The sequence below is a fragment of the Streptomyces sp. ADI95-17 genome (assembly GCF_003846175.1).
Classification (GTDB): domain Bacteria; phylum Actinomycetota; class Actinomycetes; order Streptomycetales; family Streptomycetaceae; genus Streptomyces; species Streptomyces sanglieri.
Map to the genome: position 1 here is coordinate 328,652 of NZ_ML123052.1, position 18,926 is coordinate 347,577.

17 protein-coding genes, 1 tRNA gene and 2 pseudogenes are annotated in these 18,926 nt (G+C 70.9%); 7 read left to right on the top strand and 13 right to left on the bottom strand.

Annotated elements, in window-relative coordinates; translation table 11 throughout:
- Positions 1-162 precede the first annotated feature (162 nt).
- Complete coding sequence (locus tag EES42_RS38800; protein ID WP_124722898.1) at positions 163-969, top strand: response regulator transcription factor; 807 nt, start codon at positions 163-165, stop codon at positions 967-969.
- On the opposite strand, the gene EES42_RS38805 is transcribed toward EES42_RS38800, so the two are convergent.
- The gene (locus tag EES42_RS38805; protein WP_072487439.1) at positions 928-1,425 is read right to left on the bottom strand and encodes a MarR family winged helix-turn-helix transcriptional regulator; all 498 of its coding nucleotides are present in this window, start codon (positions 1,423-1,425) and stop codon (positions 928-930) included. The genes EES42_RS38800 and EES42_RS38805 overlap by 42 nt on opposite strands.
- Before the next feature lie 88 nt (positions 1,426-1,513).
- Here EES42_RS38805 and EES42_RS38810 point away from each other — a divergent pair, with 88 nt between their 5' ends.
- Positions 1,514-2,314 carry a trans-aconitate 2-methyltransferase gene (locus tag EES42_RS38810; RefSeq protein WP_124722899.1) on the top strand — a complete coding sequence of 267 codons (801 nt, stop codon included), beginning with the start codon at positions 1,514-1,516 and terminating at the stop codon, positions 2,312-2,314.
- The gene (locus EES42_RS38815; protein ID WP_124722900.1) at positions 2,311-2,676 is read left to right on the top strand and encodes a VOC family protein; all 366 of its coding nucleotides are present in this window, start codon (positions 2,311-2,313) and stop codon (positions 2,674-2,676) included. Before EES42_RS38810 ends, EES42_RS38815 begins: the two co-directional genes overlap by 4 nt.
- 3 nt (positions 2,677-2,679) lie before the next feature.
- Here EES42_RS38815 and EES42_RS38820 read toward each other — a convergent pair whose 3' ends face one another.
- The 3 genes from EES42_RS38820 to EES42_RS38830 all read right to left on the bottom strand — a co-directional run bounded on the left by EES42_RS38820 (position 2,680) and on the right by EES42_RS38830 (position 5,062).
- Positions 2,680-3,282, bottom strand: coding sequence for a Uma2 family endonuclease (locus tag EES42_RS38820; protein ID WP_124723030.1), 603 nt, complete (start codon positions 3,280-3,282; stop codon positions 2,680-2,682).
- Between the two features lie 92 nt (positions 3,283-3,374).
- Positions 3,375-4,064, bottom strand: coding sequence for a TetR/AcrR family transcriptional regulator (locus EES42_RS38825; RefSeq protein ID WP_124722901.1), 690 nt, complete (start codon positions 4,062-4,064; stop codon positions 3,375-3,377).
- On the bottom strand, positions 4,061-5,062 hold the full coding sequence (locus EES42_RS38830) for an acyl-CoA desaturase (protein WP_124722902.1): 1,002 nt from the start codon (positions 5,060-5,062) through the stop codon (positions 4,061-4,063). Before EES42_RS38830 ends, EES42_RS38825 begins: the two co-directional genes overlap by 4 nt.
- Before the next feature lie 331 nt (positions 5,063-5,393).
- Here EES42_RS38830 and ppc point away from each other — a divergent pair, with 331 nt between their 5' ends.
- Positions 5,394-8,123: a phosphoenolpyruvate carboxylase gene (gene ppc, locus EES42_RS38835; protein WP_124722903.1), complete on the top strand. Its 2,730-nt coding sequence runs from the start codon at positions 5,394-5,396 to the stop codon at positions 8,121-8,123.
- Positions 8,124-8,150: 27 nt separating this feature from the next.
- Here ppc and EES42_RS38840 read toward each other — a convergent pair whose 3' ends face one another.
- The 7 genes and pseudogenes from EES42_RS38840 to EES42_RS38870 form a co-directional block, all read right to left on the bottom strand.
- Positions 8,151-8,621, bottom strand: coding sequence for a hypothetical protein (locus EES42_RS38840; protein ID WP_124722904.1), 471 nt, complete (start codon positions 8,619-8,621; stop codon positions 8,151-8,153).
- Between the two features lie 110 nt (positions 8,622-8,731).
- On the bottom strand, positions 8,732-9,325 hold the full coding sequence (pth, locus tag EES42_RS38845) for an aminoacyl-tRNA hydrolase (protein WP_124722905.1): 594 nt from the start codon (positions 9,323-9,325) through the stop codon (positions 8,732-8,734).
- A 130-nt stretch (positions 9,326-9,455) separates the two neighbouring features.
- Entirely contained in the window at positions 9,456-10,040 is a 585-nt protein-coding gene (locus EES42_RS38850) for a 50S ribosomal protein L25/general stress protein Ctc (RefSeq protein ID WP_124722906.1), read from the bottom strand.
- 200 nt (positions 10,041-10,240) lie between these two features.
- Positions 10,241-11,215 carry a ribose-phosphate diphosphokinase gene (locus EES42_RS38855; RefSeq protein WP_030926792.1) on the bottom strand — a complete coding sequence of 325 codons (975 nt, stop codon included), beginning with the start codon at positions 11,213-11,215 and terminating at the stop codon, positions 10,241-10,243.
- A gap of 120 nt (positions 11,216-11,335) precedes the next feature.
- A complete protein-coding gene (glmU, locus tag EES42_RS38860; RefSeq protein WP_124722907.1) occupies positions 11,336-12,784 on the bottom strand; it encodes a bifunctional UDP-N-acetylglucosamine diphosphorylase/glucosamine-1-phosphate N-acetyltransferase GlmU in 1,449 nt (482 codons plus the stop codon).
- Positions 12,785-12,891: 107 nt separating this feature from the next.
- A tRNA-Gln gene (locus EES42_RS38865) sits at positions 12,892-12,962 on the bottom strand.
- An 11-nt stretch (positions 12,963-12,973) separates the two neighbouring features.
- Positions 12,974-13,845 (bottom strand): annotated as a pseudogene (locus tag EES42_RS38870) (hypothetical protein).
- 155 nt (positions 13,846-14,000) lie between these two features.
- Between EES42_RS38870 and EES42_RS38875 the strand changes: the two are divergent.
- The gene (locus EES42_RS38875) at positions 14,001-15,314 is read left to right on the top strand and encodes a sensor histidine kinase (RefSeq protein WP_124722908.1); all 1,314 of its coding nucleotides are present in this window, start codon (positions 14,001-14,003) and stop codon (positions 15,312-15,314) included.
- A gap of 175 nt (positions 15,315-15,489) precedes the next feature.
- On the opposite strand, the gene EES42_RS38880 is transcribed toward EES42_RS38875, so the two are convergent.
- On the bottom strand, positions 15,490-16,023 hold the full coding sequence (locus EES42_RS38880; RefSeq protein WP_124722909.1) for an SUKH-3 domain-containing protein: 534 nt from the start codon (positions 16,021-16,023) through the stop codon (positions 15,490-15,492).
- Between the two features lie 10 nt (positions 16,024-16,033).
- Positions 16,034-16,558, bottom strand: coding sequence for a YwqJ-related putative deaminase (locus EES42_RS38885; protein WP_124722910.1), 525 nt, complete (start codon positions 16,556-16,558; stop codon positions 16,034-16,036).
- A 317-nt stretch (positions 16,559-16,875) separates the two neighbouring features.
- Between EES42_RS38885 and EES42_RS38890 the strand changes: the two genes are divergently transcribed.
- Both EES42_RS38890 and EES42_RS38895 read left to right on the top strand, forming a co-directional pair.
- Entirely contained in the window at positions 16,876-17,853 is a 978-nt protein-coding gene (locus EES42_RS38890) for an SMI1/KNR4 family protein (protein WP_124722911.1), read from the top strand.
- Between the two features lie 5 nt (positions 17,854-17,858).
- Positions 17,859-18,926 (top strand): annotated as a pseudogene (locus EES42_RS38895) (hypothetical protein); the annotation flags it as partial.

The window sequence follows — 18,926 nt, forward strand, 5'->3', positions numbered from 1 at the left end:
CTGATTCAGGGGTACGAGACAGTCGGGTACGGCACCCGGGGCGGACAGCAGTCGACGCGGCGGCGGCCGTGGGACTGCGGTCCATTCACCGATCCGGGGTGCCGTGCCCGCGCTGGCCGGCCCCTTCGGTGGGCCCGGGGGTGGCCCAGGAGCAGACGCGGCATGGGGGTGCCTGTGGTTCGTATCCGGGTTCTCGTGGTGGACGACCACCGAATTTTCGCCGAGTCGCTCGCAGCGGCGCTCGCGGCCGAGCCCGACGTCGATGTGGCGGCGGCGGGCAGTGGCCCCGCCGCGCTGCGGTGCCTTGAGCGGGCCGCCGCCGAGGGGCGCGGCTACGACGTGATGCTGGTCGACGCCGAGCTGGGCATCCTGGGCACGGCAGGTGGCCGGCGGGCACCCGTACCGGTCCCCGCCGACGGGGAGAGCGCCCCGGTGGACGGCATCTCCCTGGTGGCCGGGGTCCGTTCGGGCCGGCCGTCCGTGCGCACGGTGGTGCTCGCCGAGAAGGACGACCCGGCCCGGGCCGCGCTGGCGCTCCAGGCCGGGGCGTCGGGCTGGGTCGCCAAGGACTGCTCGCTGCAACGGCTGCTCGCCGTCATCCGGGGCGTGCTGCGGGACGAGACGCATCTGCCTCCGGCGCTGCTCACCGGTGTGCTGCGGGAGCTGACGGCGGCGCGCAAGCACCGCACGGAGAGCGAGCAGCTGGTCGAGTCGCTGACTCCGCGCGAGCGCGAGGTGCTGCGCTGCATGGTGGCGGGCCTGGGCCGCAAGGCGGTGGCCGAGCGGCTCTTCCTCTCCCCGCACACGGTCCGTACCCATATGCAGAACGTGCTGGGGAAGCTGGGCGTGCACTCCACCCTGGCCGCGGTCGCCCTGGCCCGGCGGGCGGGCGTCGGCCCGGCCGAACCGGGTCCGGCGAGCCCGGTGCTAACCGGGGATGTTGTCGAACGGGGCGGTCAACTGGCGTAGCAGTCCGGCCAGTTCGCCCCGCTGCTGGGTGGAGAGCTCGCTCAGGATGGCGCGCTCCTGGGCCAGCAGGCCGGCCAGCGACTGGTCGGCCTTGTCGCGGCCCTCGGCGGTGAGCCGGACGAGCACGCCGCGGCGGTCGCTGGGGTCGGGGAGGCGCTCGACGAGGTTCTTCTTGGTCAGGCGGTCGATGCGGTTGGTCATCGTGCCGGAGGTGACCAGGGTCTGGGTGAGGAGCTGGCCGGGGGAGAGCTGGTAGGGGGCGCCCGCGCGACGCAGGGACGTCAGTACGTCGAACTCCCAGGGCTCCAGATTGTGCTCGGAGAAGGCGATCCGGCGGGCCCGGTCCAGATGACGGGCCAGGCGGGAGACGCGGCTGAGCACCTCGAGTGGTTCCACGTCGAGGTCGGGGCGCTCGCGGCGCCATGCAGCGACCAGTCGGTCGACCTCGTCCTCCATGTGGATCAGTGTAGATGGTCTGTCGACATGAAGTCTCTTGAATTCAAGTGTCTTGACATCAAGATATTTCCGGCGTGATCCTGGACCCATGACCGCACCCACCTGGGACCCGCAGCAGTACCTGCGCCACGCAGACCACCGCACCCGCCCCTTCCTCGACCTCCTCGCCCGCATCCCCGACCTCCCGGCCGCCCCCGCACCCCGGATCGCCGACCTCGGCTGCGGCGCCGGCAACGTCACCGTCCTGCTCGCCGACCGCTGGCCCGAAGCCCGGATCACCGGCTACGACAACTCCCCGCAGATGCTCGAACGGGCCCACGCCCACGCCGCCCCCCACCTGGACTTCGCCGAGGCCGACGCCACCACCTGGACCCCCGCCGAACCCCACGACCTGATCGTCTCCAACGCCCTGCTCCAGTGGGTCCCCGGCCACGCCGGCCGCTTCCCCGCCTGGCTGGACGCGATCACCCCCGGCGGCACCTTCGCCTTCCAGGTCCCCGGCAACTTCGACCAGCCCAGCCACGTACTCATGCGCGAACTCGCCGCATCCCCGCGCTGGCGCGACCGGCTGGCCGGCGAACTGCGCCACGCCGACGCGGTCCTCGCCCCCACCGCCTACCTCGACGCGCTGACCGCCCCCGGCATCACCGCGGACGTCTGGGAGACCACGTACCTGCACCTCCTGCCCGGCCCGGACCCGGTGCTCGACTGGGTGAAGGGCACCGGCCTGCGCCCCGTCCTGACCGCCCTCGCCGACGACCCCGAGGCCCGCGAGGCGTTCCTCACCGAATACCGCGACCTGCTGCGCACCGCCTACCCCCAGGGCCCGCACGGCACGGTCTTCCCGTTCCGCCGCATCTTCGCCGTCGCCCGCAAGGAGAAGCGATGATCGCCGCCGTCGACCACGTACAGCTCGCCGCCCCGGCAGGCTCCGAGGACGCCCTGCGCGACTACTACGCCGACACCCTCGGCATGACCGAGATCCCCAAGCCCCCGGCCCTCGCGGCCCGCGGCGGCTGCTGGTTCCAGGCGGGCCCGGTCCAGCTCCACCTGGGCATCGAGCAGGACTTCCGCCCGGCGAAGAAGGCCCACCCGGGGCTGCGCGTCACGGACATCGAGGCGTACGCGGCCCGGCTGGAGGCGCGGGGCGCCGAGGTGCGCTGGGACGGCGACCTGCCGGGCCACCGCCGCTTCTACAGCCACGACCCGGTGGGCAACCGGCTGGAGTTCCTGGAGCGGACGGACAGCTGACCGTCACAGCTCGTCCAGCGCCTCCCGGGTGATGTCGATGTCGATCGGGAACGGCACGCCCGTCTTGAGACGGTCGTGGTGGATCCCCGTCAGGGCATACGCCTTGGACACCGGGTCCAGCTCGTACACCCGCACCACCGGGTGGTTGTCGGTGCCGGCCATGTCGACCAGCCAGAAGTTCGGGATACCGGCCGAGGCGTACTTCCCCGGCTTGGTGTCGCGGTCGCGGGCCTCGGAGTCGGGCGAGACGACCTCCACGGCGAGCAGGACATCGGCGGCCTGGAAGCGGGTCAGCCCGGGACCGGTGACCGCGTCGGAGCGGACGACGGAGACGTCGGGCTCGGGCACGTTGCGACGGTCGAGGACGACCGACATCTCGCGACGGATCTTCATCGCGGGTGGCGCACAGCTGCGCAGCCCGATCACCAGCAGATCGATCATCGTGCTGTGGAAATCTCGCTGTGGACTCACAAAAACCAGGCTCCCGTCGAGCAACTCCGTGTGCGGCGGGAGATCGGGCAAGGTGAACAGATCGTCCACCGTGTATCCGTCCTGGGGCGGCACCGGCCAGCGGGAGCTGTGCGCGGTGAACGGCTCGGCGGTCATGATTCCTCCCATGGACGGGATTCTTGGCCCTACGGACCACATTAGGGGCCGCTTCCCCGAGGCATCATCACAACGGGTGACCAACCCCCCGTTCAGCTTTTGCGGTGCCCTATCAGCCGGGGTTTGGACTCCAGGTTCTCCAGGCCGTGCCAGGCCAGGTTCACCAGATGGGCGGCGACCTCCGCCTTCTTCGGCTTGCGGGCGTTGACCCACCACTGGCCCGTCAGGGCGACCATGCCGACCAGCGCCTGCGCGTACAGCGGCGCCAGTTTCGGGTCGAAGCCGCGGGCCTTGAACTCCAGGCCCAGGATGTCCTCCACCTGGGTGGCGATGTCGCTGATGAGAGAGGCGAAGGTGCCGGTCGACTGGGCCACCGGGGAGTCACGGACCAGGATGCGGAAACCGTCCGTGTACGTCTCGATGTAGTCGAGGAGGGCGAACGCCGCCTGCTCCAGGAGCTCGCGGGGGTGGCCCGCGGTCAGCGCGCTGGTGACCATGTCCAGGAGCTGGCGCATCTCACGGTCGACCACGACGGCGTACAGGCCCTCCTTGCCGCCGAAGTGCTCGTACACGACCGGCTTGGAGACACCGGCGCGCGAGGCGATCTCCTCGACCGAGGTGCCCTCGAAGCCCTTGTCGGCGAAGAGCGTACGACCGATGTCCAGCAGCTGCTCGCGGCGCTCCTTGCCGGTCATCCGCACCCGGCGGGTACGCCGGGGGGAGGAGGAAGGACGGTTTTTCTCGCTGCTGGTACTGGAGTCGGTCGCCACGTCGTCAATCATGCCGCGTCGGCACGCTCGCGGTCGCGCCGGGCGTCGATACGGCGGGACTCGATCCGGGCGGAGTCCGGCCAGCGCACGTCGTGCGCCCAGCCCAGTTTCTCGAACCAGCGGATCAGCCGGGCACTCGAATCGATCTGACCGCGCATCACACCGTGCCGGGCGCTCGTCGGGTCGGCGTGGTGCAGGTTGTGCCAGGACTCGCCGCAGGACAGGACCGCCAGCCACCACACATTGCCGGACCGGTCGCGCGACCTGAACGGGCGCTTGCCGACCGCGTGGCAGATCGAGTTGATCGACCAGGTGACGTGGTGCAGCAGGGCCACCCGGACCAGCGAACCCCAGAAGAAGGCCGTCGCCGCACCCCACCACGACATCGTCACCAGACCGCCGACCAGCGGCGGCAGCGCCAGCGACACGATCGTGAGACCGAGGAAGTGGCGGGAGACGGCGCGGAGTGCCGGGTCCTTGATGAGGTCGGGGGCGTACTTCTGCTGCGAGGTCTGCTCCTCGTCGAACATCCAGCCGATGTGGGCCCACCACAGGCCCTTCATCAGTGCGGGCAGGCTCTCGCCGAAGCGCCACGGCGAGTGCGGGTCGCCCTCCGCGTCGGAGAAGCGGTGGTGCTTGCGGTGGTCGGCCACCCAGCGCACCAGCGGACCCTCCACGGCCAGCGAACCCGCCACGGCCAGAGCGATGCGGAGCGGGCGCTTCGCCTTGAAGGAGCCATGCGTGAAATAGCGGTGGAAACCGATCGTGATGCCGTGGCAGCCGATGAAGTACATCGCCACGAGCAGGCCCAGATCGAGCCAGCTCACACCGCGGCCCCAGGCCAGCGGCACCGCCGCGACCAGCGCCACGAACGGCACCACGATGAACAGCAGAAGGGCGATCTGCTCGATCGACCGCTTGTTGTCCCCGCCGAGCGTGGCGGAGGGAAGATCGCGACCGTCGGCCGCCGATGGCTGGGCATCGTCGATCACAGCGTGGCTGGTGTTCATGGGGGGTCCCCTGGGGAGGAGGGAGGAGGAATACGACGGACAGCTCTGGCTACGCACCCGTAACCTACGGCAACGTAAGTATGGCAGCGGAAGCGCACATCGCACGAGAGCACGGCGGGCCGCCCATCGAGCGGAAACCCGATCGGGCCGAGAGCGGCGCCGACGGCGTGGACACCTATCCTGGTGGGGTCGGACAGCGCGGTCCGCACTCTGCTTTCCCGGGGTGGCGTCAGCACCGCTGCCTGTCGTGGCCCCGGAGACCCTCGGGGCCGCTGCCTGCCGCGGCCCCGGGAGAACCCCCGTGCTCAACCACTGCAAGGAGCCGCACACTGTGAGCAGTGCCGACCAGACCCCTGCCGCCAGCCCCGAGCTGCGCGCCGACATCCGCCGCCTCGGCGACCTCCTCGGCGAGACCCTCGTACGCCAGGAGGGTCAGGACCTCCTCGACCTCGTCGAGCGCGTCCGCGCCCTGACCCGCACCGACGGAGAGGCCGCGGCCCAGCTCCTCGGCGACACGGACCTGGAGACCGCCGCACAGCTCGTGCGCGCCTTCTCCACCTACTTCCACCTCGCCAACGTCACCGAGCAGGTCCACCGCGCCCACGAGATGCGCGACCGCCGCGCCGCCGAGGGCGGACTCCTCGCCCGGACGGCCGACCGGCTCAAGGACGCCGACCCCGACCACCTGCGCGAGACCGTCAAGAACCTCAACGTCCGGCCCGTCTTCACCGCACACCCGACCGAGGCCGCCCGGCGCTCCGTCCTCAACAAGCTCCGCCGCATCGCCGCACTCCTGGAGACCCCCGTCGTCGACGCCGACCGGCGCCGCCAGGACCGCCGCCTCGCCGAGAACATCGACCTCATCTGGCAGACCGACGAACTGCGCGTCGTCCGCCCCGAGCCGGCCGACGAGGCCCGCAACGCCATCTACTACCTCGACGAACTGCACGCCAACGCGGTCGGCGACGTACTGGAGGACCTCGCCGCCGAACTCGAACGCGTCGGCGTCGAACTGCCCGCGGGCACCCGCCCCCTCACCTTCGGCACCTGGATCGGCGGCGACCGCGACGGCAACCCCAACGTGACGCCCGCCGTCACCTGGGAAGTACTGATCCTCCAGCACGAGCACGGCATCACCGACGCCCTCGAACTCATCGACAACCTGCGCGGACTGCTCTCCAACTCCATCCGCTACACCGGTGCCACCGACGAACTGCTGACCTCGCTCGAAGCCGACCTGGAACGCCTCCCCGAGATCAGCCCGCGCTACAAGCGGCTGAACGCCGAGGAGCCCTACCGGCTCAAGGCCACCTGCATCCGGCAGAAGCTCGTCAACACCCGCGAGCGCCTCGCCTCCGGCACCCCCCACCGCCCCGGCTGCGACTACCTCGGCACCGCCGGACTCATCGCCGACCTCGCGCTCATCCAGACCTCACTGCGCGAGCACCGCGGCGGACTCTTCGCCGACGGCCGGATGGACCGCACCATCCGAACGCTCTCCGCCTTCGGCCTCCAGCTCGCCACCATGGACGTCCGCGAACACGCCGACGCCCACCACCACGCGCTGGGCCAGCTCTTCGACCGGCTCGGCGAGGAGTCCTGGCGCTACGCCGACATGCCCCGCGACTACCGGCAGAAGCTCCTCGCCAAGGAACTCCGCTCCCGCCGCCCGCTCGCCCCGACCCCGGCCCCGCTCGACGCCGCCGGCCAGAAGACCCTCGGCGTCTTCCACACCATCAAGGAAGCCTTCGAACGCTTCGGCCCCGAAGTCATCGAGTCCTACATCATCTCGATGTGCCAGGGCGCCGACGACGTCTTCGCCGCCGCCGTCCTCGCCCGCGAAGCCGGACTCATCGACCTGCACGGCGGCTGGGCCAAGATCGGCATCGTGCCGCTCCTGGAGACCACCGACGAGCTGCGCGCCGCCGACGTCATCCTCGACGAGATGCTCGCCGACCCCTCCTACCGCCGCCTCGTCTCCCTGCGCGGAGACGTCCAGGAGGTCATGCTCGGCTACTCCGACTCCTCCAAGTTCGGCGGCATCACCACCTCCCAGTGGGAGATCCACCGCGCCCAGCGCCGGCTGCGCGACGTCGCCCACCGCTACGGCGTACGGCTGCGCCTCTTCCACGGCCGCGGCGGCACCGTCGGCCGCGGCGGCGGCCCCTCGCACGACGCGATCCTCGCCCAGCCCTGGGGCACCCTGGAGGGCGAGATCAAGGTGACCGAGCAGGGCGAGGTCATCTCCGACAAGTACCTCATCCCCGCCCTCGCCCGGGAGAACCTGGAACTGACCGTCGCGGCCACCCTCCAGGCCTCCGCGCTGCACACCGCACCCCGCCAGTCCGACGAGGCCCTGGCCCGCTGGGACGCCGCGATGGACACCGTCTCCGACGCCGCGCACGCCGCGTACCGCAAGCTCGTCGAGGACCCGGACCTGCCGACGTACTTCCTCGCCTCCACGCCGGTGGACCAGCTCGCCGACCTGCACCTGGGCTCGCGGCCCTCCCGCCGCCCCGGCTCGGGCGTCTCGCTCGACGGACTGCGGGCCATCCCGTGGGTCTTCGGCTGGACCCAGTCCCGCCAGATCGTCCCCGGCTGGTACGGCGTCGGCTCCGGGCTCAAGGCACTGCGCGAAGCCGGTCTGGACACCGTCCTGGACGAAATGCACGAACACTGGCACTTCTTCCGGAACTTCATCTCCAACGTCGAGATGACCCTCGCCAAGACCGACCTGCGCATCGCCCGCCACTACGTCGACACGCTCGTCCCCGACGAACTGAAGCACGTCTTCGCCAACATCGAGGCCGAGCACGCACTCACCGTGTCCGAAGTCCTCAAGGTCACCGGCTCCACCGAACTGCTCGGCACCAGCCCCGTGCTCCAGCAGACCTTCGCCATCCGCGACGCCTACCTCGACCCGATCTCCTACCTCCAGGTCTCGCTGCTGGCCCGCCAGCGCGAAGCCGCGGCACGCGGCGAGGAAGCCGACCCGCTGCTCGCCAGGGCCCTGCTGCTCACCGTGAACGGTGTCGCCGCGGGCCTGCGCAACACCGGCTGACCCACCAGAACGCGGGCGCGGCCCCGCTCACAGCGCGACGAACGTCGCCACGAGCAGGGCCGCACCCGCGATCCCGGTACCCCAACCGGTCCGCGACAGCCGCAGACCACCACCGATCACCAGCCCCGCCAGCAACAACGCACCACCCAGCGGCACCCAGGCATGCAGAAACCCCGGCGTCCCGGTCCGCACCACATCGTCCGTACCCGGCTTGATCACCACGGGGAACCGGTCACCCCGCCGCGCCGCGACGGACTTGTCGATCGTCACCCTGCTCCGTGCCGTGGCCTGCCCCGACGGCGCGAACGGACCCGTGCAGACATCGGCACCACACCCCGTCACGGTCATCGTGCCGTGCTCACGGCCCTTGGCCAGAACGATGTGGTGAGCCTCGTCCCAGGACGACAGCACACCCGCCACCAGCAGCAACAGGACGACACAGCCCATGGCGGCGTTGCGGGCATAGACCAGGGCGCGGTTGGAGGAGCTCCGCTTCATGGGGAGCGATCCTTGGGCAGACCGGCACCACCGGTCAACTCGTGGCCGAAAATCGCCGGGGTACCGGCGGGAATGTCAGAGATGTACGAGCCGCCACGAGCCCCGGACGTCTAGGAGTTGTACGCGCTCTGCGCGCGCTCCAGACCCTCCGCCAGCAGACACTCCACCGAGTCCGCCGCCCGGTCCACCAGATACCCGAGCTCCTTGCGCTCGGCGGACGAGAAGTCCTTCAGCACGAAGTCCGCGACCTGCATCCGCCCCGGCGGCCGCCCGATCCCGAACCGGACGCGGTGATAGTCCGCCCCCATCGCCTTGGTCATCGACTTCAGCCCGTTGTGCCCGTTGTCGCCACCGCCCAGCTTCAGCCGCAGCGCCCCGTAGTCGATGTCCAGCTCGTCATGGATCGCCACGATGTGGTCCGTCGGAACCTTGTAGAAGTCGCGCAGCGCCGTGACGGGGCCGCCCGAGAGGTTCATGTACGACATCGGCCTGGCCAGGATCACCCGCCGGTTCTCCGGCCCGGGAGGACCCATACGGCCCTCCACCACCTGCGCCTGCGCCTTCTGCGCCCGCTTGAACTTCCCGCCGATCCGCTCGGCCAGGAGATCGGCCACCATGAAGCCGACGTTGTGCCGGTTCGCCGCGTACTCGGGGCCGGGGTTGCCGAGGCCCACGATGAGCCAGGGGTCGGTGGCGTCGGACATCTCTCTCGGTCTCCTCGCGTGCGACGGCTGATCGGCGGAACGGCTGTTCACAGCTGATCACAGGGGAACGGGGCGGCGGGTCCTCGTACAAGGAACCGCCGCCCCGTCAGTCAAGCAGTGCGGGCGAGGCTCAGGCCTCGGCGCCCTCGCCCTCGGCGTCGGCGGTCGGCTCCTCGGCCTGCGCGGCGACGACCTGGAGCACCACGGCGTCCTCGTCACCGGCGAGCACGGAGCCCTTGGGCAGCGGGATGTCCTTGGCGAGAACGGACGCACCGGCGTCCAGGCCCGCGACGGAGACCGTGACGGACTCGGGGATGTGGGTGGCCTCGGCCTCGACGAGCAGGGTGTTCTGCACGTACTCCAGCAGGTTGCCGCCCGGGGCCAGGTCGCCCTCGACGTGCACGGCGATCTCGACGTTGACCTTCTCGCCGCGCTTGACGGTCAGCAGGTCGACGTGCTCGATGTCGCCCTTGAGCGGGTTGCGCTGCACAGCCTTCGGGATGACAAGGGCGTCCTTGCCGTCGATCTCCAGGCCGATCAGGACGTTGGCGGTCTTGAGCGCCATCATCAGCTCGTGACCCGGCAGGGTGACGTGGACCGGCTCGGCACCGTGACCGTAGATGACGGCGGGGACCAGGTTGGCGCGGCGGGTGCGACGGGCGGCGCCCTTGCCGAACTCGGTACGGACCTGGGCGGCGAGCTTGACCTCAGCCATGACTGCACTCCTCGTAAGGTGACGAAACTTGGACGGTCACCCGGCCCACGACAGGCCTGCTACGAAGAGCGCGTCGATAACGGACCGCCGTACACATGAGTACGGCCTCCCTCGCCGAGCAACTCGCTGAGTCTACCCGGCGGGGAGGCCGCCCCCAAAGTGGATCTTCGGAACCGCTGTTTCCGCTGTTCCTGCTGCTCCTACTGCTCCTCGAAGAGGCTCGTGACCGAGCCGTCCTCGAAGACCTCACGCACCGCGCGCGCGATCGTCGGCGCGATCGAGAGCACCGTGATCTTGTCCAGCTCCAGCTCGCCCGGGGTCGGCAGGGTGTCCGTGAAGACGAACTCGCTGACCTTGGAGTTCTTCAGCCGGTCCGCGGCCGGACCCGAGAGCACACCGTGTGTCGCCGTCACTATGACGTCCTCGGCACCGTGCGCGAACAGCGCGTCGGCGGCGGCGCAGATCGTGCCACCGGTGTCGATCATGTCGTCGACCAGGACACAGACCCGGCCCTTCACATTGCCGACGACCTCGTGGACGGTCACCTGGTTGGCGACGTCCTTGTCACGGCGCTTGTGCACGATCGCCAGCGGGGCGTCCAGACGGTCGCACCAGCGGTCGGCGACGCGAACGCGGCCGGCGTCCGGCGAGACGATCGTCAGCTTCGTGCGGTCGACCTTGGCACCGACGTAGTCGGCCAGGATCGGCAGCGCGAAGAGGTGGTCGACCGGGCCGTCGAAGAAGCCCTGGATCTGGTCCGTGTGCAGGTCGACGGTGAGGATGCGGTCGGCACCCGCCGTCTTCATCAGGTCAGCGACCAGACGGGCCGAGATCGGCTCGCGGCCGCGGTGCTTCTTGTCCTGGCGGGCGTAGCCGTAGAACGGCACGATCACCGTGATGGAACGGGCCGAGGCGCGCTTCAGCGCGTCCAGCATGATGAGCTGCTCCATGATCCACTTGTTGATCGGAGCGGTGTGGCTCTGGATCAGGAAGCAGTCGGCGCCGCGGGCGGACTCCTGGAAGCGGACGTAGATCTCACCGTTGGCGAAATCGAAGGCCTTCGTCGGCACGAGGCCGACACCCAACTGGTGCGCAACCTCCTCGGCCAGCTCGGGGTGGGCGCGGCCGGAGAAGAGCATCAGTTTCTTCTCGCCGGTCGTCTTGATCCCGGTCACAGCACAGTCTCCTCAGACGTGTTCCTGGCGCTGCACGCATGTGTCCCGATGTGCAACGAGCCAGCCGAAATGGGGTGAGCATCTATCACGGTACGCCGTGCGCGGCGTACCTGTTTCTGGTCAGCTTTCGCCGTCACGCTCCGATGTGGCGGCCTGAGCCGCCTGCGCGGCGCCGCTTCCCGGACGCTTGCGGGCCACCCAACCCTCGATATTCCTTTGCTGGCCGCGGGCTACGGCCAGCGAACCGGGCGGTACGTCCTTGGTGATGACCGAGCCGGCCGCGGTGTACGCGCCGTCCCCGACCGTGACAGGCGCCACAAACATATTGTCCGACCCGGTACGGCAGTGGGAGCCGATCGTGGTGTGGTGCTTGGCCACGCCGTCGTAGTTCACGAAGACGCTGGCGGCGCCGATGTTGGTGTGGTCGCCGATCGTCGCGTCGCCGACGTAGCTCAGGTGCGGGACCTTGGTGCCCTCGCCGATCGTGGCGTTCTTCATCTCCACGTACGTACCGGCCTTGGCCTTCGCGCCGAGCCTGGTGCCGGGCCGCAGATAGGCGTACGGACCGACCGTCGCGCCCTCGCCGACCTCGGCCCGGTCCGCGACCGTGTTGTCCACCCGGGCGCCCGCGCGGACGACGGTGTCGGTGAGCCGGGAGTTGGGGCCGACCTCGGCGTCCTCGCCGATGTGCGTGGCGCCGAGGAGTTGGGTGCCCGGGTGCACGATCGCGTCGCGCTCGTAGGTGACGGTGGCGTCGATCAGCGTGGACGCCGGGTCCACGACGGTCACGCCGGCCAGCATGGCGCGCTCCAGCAGCCGCTGGTTCAGCAGCCGCCGGGCCTCGGCGAGCTGGACCCGGTTGTTGATGCCGAGGATCTCGCGGTGGTCCCCGGCGACCGAGGCGCCGACCCGGTGTCCGGCCTCGCGCAGGATGGAGAGGACGTCGGTGAGGTACTCCTCGCCCTGGCTGTTGTCGGTGCGGAGTTTGCCGAGGGCGTCGGAGAGCAGCCGGCCGTCGAAGGCGAAGACCCCGGAGTTGATCTCCCGGATCGCGCGCTGGGCGTCGGTGGCGTCCTTGTGCTCGACGATCGCGGTGACCGCGCCGTCGGCCGGGTCGCGGACGATGCGGCCGTAGCCGGTGGAGTCCGGCACCTCGGCGGTGAGCACGGTGACGGCGTTGGAGTCGGCCGTGTGGGTGGCGGCGAGTGCGGTGAGTGTCTCGCCGGAGAGCAGCGGGGTGTCGCCGCAGACGACGATCACGGTGCCGTCGACGGTGCCACCGAGCTCGTCGAGCCCGACGCGCACGGCGTTGCCGGTGCCCTTCTGCTCGGCCTGGTGGGCGGTGCGCAGCCGGTCGTCGACGGCGGTGAGATGTGCGGTGACCTGCTCGCTGCCGTGGCCGACGACCACGACGAGGTGCTCGGGGTCCAGCTCGCGGGAGGCGGTGACGACATGTCCGACGAGCGACCGCCCGGAGATCTCGTGCAGAACCTTGGGGGTCTTCGACTTCATGCGGGTGCCCTCACCCGCTGCGAGGACGACGACGGCTGCCGGGCGGTTGGCGCTCACGGGTATGTCCTTCGGCTTCGGGTGGGGGACATCCGAAGGATACCGGGGGGCTGACGAGCGGACATGGGTGAGGGCCCCGGCCTTGGGGGCCGGGGCCCGTCATGAAGCTCCCGGGGAAGGAATCGAACCCTCATTCAATGGACCAAAACCATTTGTCCTGCCATTAGACGACCCGGGATGGATTGTCCGTCATGCCCGAATTTGATGATCGAGCACCGAGGCAGCCCCTACTATGCCGTACCACCAGCCTTCGATGCGACGGTACAGGTCGGCGCTTTTCAGAACTCGTACCACCAGGCAGCCCTGGTAACCCACCCCGACGTTCTTCCGGTTGGTTCTCGGGAGTGACTCTTGATCGTCGTCTTGCCGAACGCGGACGCATCGGCGCCCGTCAGGTCGGTCCAGAACCGCTCCGCCGACGCGACGTCGGCCGTCTCGTGGATGTGCACGTGGAAGCGGAGTCGATCGTCGCCCACTCCCAGCAGGCGGAGCCAGGCGAGGAAGACCTTGATCATGTCCGGGTCGCTGTTGATGAACGAAACCCCCTCCTGCGCGCGGTGCGGCTTGGACTTGGAACCCTCTGCCCAGTAGAGGCCCACGCCGAGCAGGAACAACTCGTTTGCGCTCATGGTGTCGATCTCGCTCCGCGCCCGTCTCTTTGTCTCCTGACGCTCCTCGTCGCGCCGCCGAAGCGTGACCTCCCAGCCGCGCCGCGCGATGGCGGATGCCTCCTCCTGTGTCCGCTTCCTCTCCGGCTTCGGCAGATCCCGCACCCACAGCGAGATCGAGCTCTTCGAGCACCCCAGCTCCACCTGGATCCGGTCGTAGGTCATGCCCTGGCTGCGCAGCTCCCTGGCCTTCTCCCGCAGGTCGTCCTTGGCGTTCGGGCGCTTGGTCCACTCCGGGGCGGGTTCCCCCTCCAGGAGGCGGTTGAGGAGATCGTTGTTGTGGACCTGTAACCGGTCGCGGATCTGCCGGCGGCTGAGGCCCTTCCGGCGCAGGGTGACGGCCTGTTCGCGCAGGTCTTCGAAGTCGGCGTACTTGCTCGTGATTTCCGTCATGCGACGAGCGTCGTCCGGAATGCGAACGTCCGGTGCGAAAGCCTGCTCGATTCACCATTTCAAGCGATAAGTGGTCGTTCCGTCTCTGTTTCGCAGGTGTACGTGCTGTCCGGGTCGCCCGAAAATGAGGTGCGGCCGCCCGTAGGGTGGATGGCATGACCGCAACGGGGGCAGACCGGGAAGCGGCGGGACCGACCACCCGCGGCTACTGGTGGTGGGAACGGCGGCGCAGTGTCGCCCTGGATGTGGGGCTCGCGCTCCTGTCCGCGCTGGAATGCGCACTGGAGGGGGTGGAGTTCGCCGGGGACACCGGGCTGCCGGTGCCGGCGGGGGTGTTGTTCGGGCTGATCGCGGGGACCGTGCTGGTGGTGCGGCGGCGGTGGCCGATCGCCGTGGTGCTGGTCGCGATCGCGACGACGCCCGCCGAGATGGGCTTCCTGATGGGTCTGGTCGGCCTCTACACGCTGGCCGCCTCCGACGTGCCCCGGAGAATCACCGCGGTGCTGACGGGGATGTCCTTCATGGGGACGTTCATCGTCACCTACGTACGGCTGCGGCAGAGCGTCGACGAGCAGGCCGATTTCGGGCCCGGCGGCTGGTACGTACCGCTGATCTCCCTCTTCATGTCGCTCGGGCTGACCGCGCCGCCGGTGCTGTTCGGCCTCTACATAGGGGCCCGGCGGCGGCTGATGGAGAGCCTGCGGGAGCGGGCGGACTCGCTGGAGCGGGAGCTGTCGCTGCTCGCCGACCGGGCCGAGGAGCGGGCGGAGTGGGCGCGTACGGAGGAGCGCCATCGGATCGCCCGCGAGATGCATGACGTGGTCGCCCACCGGGTCAGCCTGATGGTGGTGCACGCCGCCGCGCTCCAGGCCGTCGCGCCGAAGGACCCGGCGAAGGCGGTGCGGAACGCGGCGCTGGTCGGTGACATGGGGCGGCAGGCGTTGACGGAGTTGCGGGAGATGCTCGGGGTGCTGCGGGCGGGGGAGTCGGTGACGGCCCGGGCGGCCTCGGTGCCGCTCGCCTCGGTCGGCCAGGCGGCTGCCGCCGCCGCTGCCGCCGCCACGGAGGACGGGCCTCGGCTGCACGAGGTGGAGACCCTGGTGGGGGAGTCCAGGGCGGCGGGGATGACGGTGGAGCTGTCGGTGGACGGCGAGGCCCGCGCGTATCCGGCCGAGGTCGAGCAGACGGCGTACCGGGTGGTGCAGGAGGCCCTGACGAACGTGCACAAGCACGCGGCGGGCGCGAAGACCTGGGTGCGGCTGGCGCACCGCGACGCGGAGGTCGCGATGCAGGTGGAGAACGGTCCCTCGGACGCGGCCACGGCGGACGCCGGGCTGCCGAGCGGGGGCAACGGCCTGGTCGGGATGCGGGAGCGGGTGCTGGGGCTCGGCGGAGTCTTCGTCTCGGGCCCGACGGACGCGGGCGGATTCCGGGTGTCGGCGGTACTGCCGGCCCGGGGGGCCGCCTGAGCCGACCGCCTGAGCCGACCGCCTGAGCCGGTGGTCCGGGGCGAGGCGGGGCCGGGGGAGGCGGTCCGGGACGAGTCGGTCCAGGGCGAGTCGGTCCGGACGAGTCGGTCCGGGGCGAAGTGGCCCGGGGCAAGGCGGCCCGGGGAGAGGCGGTCCGGGTTCCGGACCTGCGGGGTCAGTCCGAGACGAGGCGGTCCGGCTGGATGCCTGCGAGCAGGGTGGCCAGTGCCTGGTCGATGTCCGGGCCGAGGTACCAGTCGCCGGTGTGGTCGATGCTGTAGACGCGGCCCTCGGTGTCGATCGCCAGGACCGCCTGTCCGTCCCCTTCCTCGCCCAGCGGGCTGACCTCGGTCTCCAGGGCCCGGCCGAGGTCGCCGAGGGTGCGGGCGAGGTGGAGGCCGCTCAGCGGGTCGATGCGGACCGGGGCGGGTGCGATCTGGCGGCCCGGTGCGGACGCGGTGATGTGGAGTCCGCCGAATTCGGCCCATGCCTCCACGGCCGCGGGGAAGACCGCGTGCTGGTGGCCGGCGGGCGAGGCGTGCGAGCGCAGTGCGTCGGCCCACTCCTCGGCCTGCCGGATGTCCCAGCGGCCGGGCTGCCAGCCCGCGGCGCGCAGTGCGGCGTCGACGGAGACGGGGAAGCGGGTGGTGGCGTTGCGGTCGCGGTCCGCTGGGCCCGTCTGTTCGGGTACGTCGGTTCGGTCGTGCATCGGCGTGCGGTCAGCCCTTCTCGGCGGCGGTCGCCGCCCCGGTGGTCGTGAGGTCGACGGGACGTACGCCGAAGTGGGCGAGCATCGCCGTGCAGGAGCGGCACGGCGGCGCGTAGCTGCCGTGCATCGGGTCGCCGTCCTCACGGATGCGCCGTGCGGTGAGCCGCGAGTGCTTCAGGGCGCGCCGGGCTTCGCCGTTGGTCAGCGGCTTGCGCTGGGCACGCTTGGAGCGGGTCGATTCCGCGGCGGTGAGTTGCCGGGAGAGCAGTATCGCCTCGGGGCAGCGGCCGGTGAAGCGTTCCCGCCGGCTGCTGGGGAGGGTGTCGAGGAAGTCCTGGACGAGCGGGTGCAGTACGGGGGGCTGGTCGCCCTTGCCCGCGGTGCAGGTCAGCGTCTCGCCGCGGACGGACAGCGCCGCCGCGACCGCGGGCAGGATGCCGTCGCGCCGGTGTTGCAGGCGCGGTGCGCGGCCGGTCTCGGTGCTGCTCCAGCTGAGGCGTGGATCCCCGGATGTGACTGATTGTGCGGTGTGCATGGTGCTTTCCCTCCCGTGCCCGCAGCGGTAGCTGCGCGATGTGCACGCCCCCGAGTTGCGGTGACAGCCTGCCAAATGTCCCGGCTGGTGGGGAAGCTGGGGCGGTGAAACGTGTGTCCGTGTCGCCCGTCCGTGGTGGGAGCGTCGCTCGTCAGTCACGTCGTTGTGACGGTTCGTGACGGATGCGGAGGGGGAGGCGTAGGACAGGTCACATGGGCGAGACCAGCCCTTGCGCCACCGCATAGGCTGTGCCCGGACCGGGCCTGCCCAGGGCGGGGCCGGTCCTCACCAGCCAGACGCAGCAGGGGGCAACCGCCATGACGACAGGTCGGCTCGGGCAGCAAGCCGCGCCACCGAACGCGGCCTACGCCGGGCAGCTCGTGCATTTCCCGGACCCGGTCCGGGCGTCCCGCCACCCCGGCGGTGTGCGCATGGACGAGAACGGCAGCCCGGACTTCGCGCCGTACGCGCGTGCCGCTGCCGAGATCGCCGAGCCGCCGCAGGGTTTCGGGGTCGACGAGCTGCGGCTCACCGACTACGTCTCGGCCAACGCGGCGCTGGCGGCGAGCGGTCATGAGCTGTGGGACACGATCCCGGCGGTCGCCACCCCGCACGGCTGGACGTGGCACCACGTGCCCGGCGGCCGGCGCATGGAGCTGGTCCCGGTCGAGGTGAAGGCGCTGCTGCGGCACCACGGCGGCCTGGCCGCGACGGCGGTCGACCACAACAAGCGGGGCACCCGCCCGTTGCAGGAGACCCGCCCCGCGCACTTCCGGCTGCCGAAGGGTGCCGTGGCGGTGAGCGAGGCGCAGGTGCAGGGCGTCGAGGAGGACCTCGGCTACCGGCTGCCGGGTGCCTACCGCTCGTTCCTCAAGGCGGCGGGTGGTTCGGCGCCGGTCGGTGCGGCGCTCGACGCGGAGTTGGGGCTGCTGGTCGACCAGCCGTTCTTCACGGTGCGCGAGCAGGCCGCGGTGAACGACCTGGTGTACGTCAACAAGTGCTTGCGCGACCACCTCACCAAGGATTTCCTGGGCGTCGGTTTCGTCCAGGGCGGGATCGTCGCGGTGAAGGTGAAGGGCGACGGCATCGGCTCGGTCTGGTTCTGTGCGTACGACGACGCCCGGGACCAGGACGGCTGGAACGTGCAGGAGCGGGTGGGCCGGCTGCTGCTGCCGTGCGGCAGTGACTTCGACGCCTTCCTGCAGCGTCTGGCGGGCAATCCGCCGGAGCTGGAGACCGTGGCGAACCTGATGGTGGACGGCGGCTTCGCGCGTGCCGTCCCGGTGGAGGGGTGAGCGCGATGGTGACCTTTGCGCAGGCGCAGGAGCGCGCGGACGAGTGGATCAACGGCGATGTGCCCGCGTACCAGCACCGTGAGGTACGGGTGCGGGAGTTCGAGCTGGGCTTCGTGGTGTGGGGCGAGGACCGCGCCGAGGGCCCGGTCTCGGACGGTGGCCGGCAGCGGCTGGTGATCGCCAGGGACAGCGGTGAGGCCACGCTGTGGCCGGGGCTGCCGGTGGGCGAGGTGATCCGGCGGTACGAGGAGGAGTACGGCGTCGGCGCGGCTGCCGCGGCTGCTCCGGAGCCGCCGCAGCGCATCGATCTCAATCAGACGTCGTTCCTGTTGAGCCCCCCGGAGTGGCTCCAGGAAGCGGCCGACAAGCTGGGCATCCCGGACCGCCGCGAGGGGCAGGGCCAGGGCACGCCGGCTCCCGCCGCCCCGGCGTCCCCGGCCCCGCTGGCTCCGTCCGTCACCCCGCCGCCCGCCGTCCCGGCCGCCCCGGTCGGTCAGGCGTCGCCGGGTTCGCACGGCGGTCAGGTCGCGTACGAGCCCACCGCCAACGACGGTGTCCCGGCTGCCGTGCCGAACGTGCCCGACGGGGCCACCCCGTGGGCCGGTACGGACACGAACGCGGGCACCGACGACGGGGCGGTGCCGCTGCCTGCCACGGTGTTCGCGCCGCCGCTCTCGGGTGCCGACGACGACGGCACCCCGCCGCCGGTCGTGCCGGCCGATGCGCCGACGGCCCTGATGTCGGGCGGCAGCCAGTTGCCGCGGACGGCGGTCGTGCCGGGTCTCGGCCCGCAGGGCGGTGTTCCCGGCGTTCCCGGCGTTCCCGGTGTTCCGCCGGGTGCTCCGGGCGCGGGTGGTGCCGGTGACATCGCTGATGCGGCCACCAGCAAGGCAGTCGTGCCGCCGCGTGGTGCGCGTGGTGGAGGCCCGTCGGCCCCGCCGCCGCCCGGTGCTCCGGGAACCCCGGGTGCCAGGCCGGGCGCGCCCGTGCCACCGCCTTCGGGCCCGGGTGCGCCCGGCGCCCCGGCGGGCGGGTACCTGCCGACGCAGCTCGCCCCCCAGTCGGGTCCGCCC

Excerpts from the sequence above, each read along its gene's own strand:
- EES42_RS38850 (WP_124722906.1), bottom strand. The coding sequence starts at position 10,040 with ATGGCTGAGGTCAAGCTCGCCGCCCAGGTCCGTACCGAGTTCGGCAAG.
- EES42_RS38815 (WP_124722900.1), top strand. The coding sequence starts at position 2,311 with ATGATCGCCGCCGTCGACCACGTACAGCTCGCCGCCCCGGCAGGCTCC.
- EES42_RS38830 (WP_124722902.1), bottom strand. The coding sequence starts at position 5,062 with ATGAACACCAGCCACGCTGTGATCGACGATGCCCAGCCATCGGCGGCC.
- EES42_RS38880 (WP_124722909.1), bottom strand. The coding sequence starts at position 16,023 with ATGCACGACCGAACCGACGTACCCGAACAGACGGGCCCAGCGGACCGC.
- EES42_RS38890 (WP_124722911.1), top strand. The coding sequence starts at position 16,876 with ATGACGACAGGTCGGCTCGGGCAGCAAGCCGCGCCACCGAACGCGGCC.
- EES42_RS38810 (WP_124722899.1), top strand. The coding sequence starts at position 1,514 with ATGACCGCACCCACCTGGGACCCGCAGCAGTACCTGCGCCACGCAGAC.
- pth (WP_124722905.1), bottom strand. The coding sequence starts at position 9,325 with ATGTCCGACGCCACCGACCCCTGGCTCATCGTGGGCCTCGGCAACCCC.
- EES42_RS38885 (WP_124722910.1), bottom strand. The coding sequence starts at position 16,558 with ATGCACACCGCACAATCAGTCACATCCGGGGATCCACGCCTCAGCTGG.
- EES42_RS38825 (WP_124722901.1), bottom strand. The coding sequence starts at position 4,064 with ATGATTGACGACGTGGCGACCGACTCCAGTACCAGCAGCGAGAAAAAC.
- EES42_RS38800 (WP_124722898.1), top strand. The coding sequence starts at position 163 with ATGGGGGTGCCTGTGGTTCGTATCCGGGTTCTCGTGGTGGACGACCAC.
- EES42_RS38820 (WP_124723030.1), bottom strand. The coding sequence starts at position 3,282 with ATGACCGCCGAGCCGTTCACCGCGCACAGCTCCCGCTGGCCGGTGCCG.
- EES42_RS38805 (WP_072487439.1), bottom strand. The coding sequence starts at position 1,425 with ATGGAGGACGAGGTCGACCGACTGGTCGCTGCATGGCGCCGCGAGCGC.
- EES42_RS38840 (WP_124722904.1), bottom strand. The coding sequence starts at position 8,621 with ATGAAGCGGAGCTCCTCCAACCGCGCCCTGGTCTATGCCCGCAACGCC.
- EES42_RS38875 (WP_124722908.1), top strand. The coding sequence starts at position 14,001 with ATGACCGCAACGGGGGCAGACCGGGAAGCGGCGGGACCGACCACCCGC.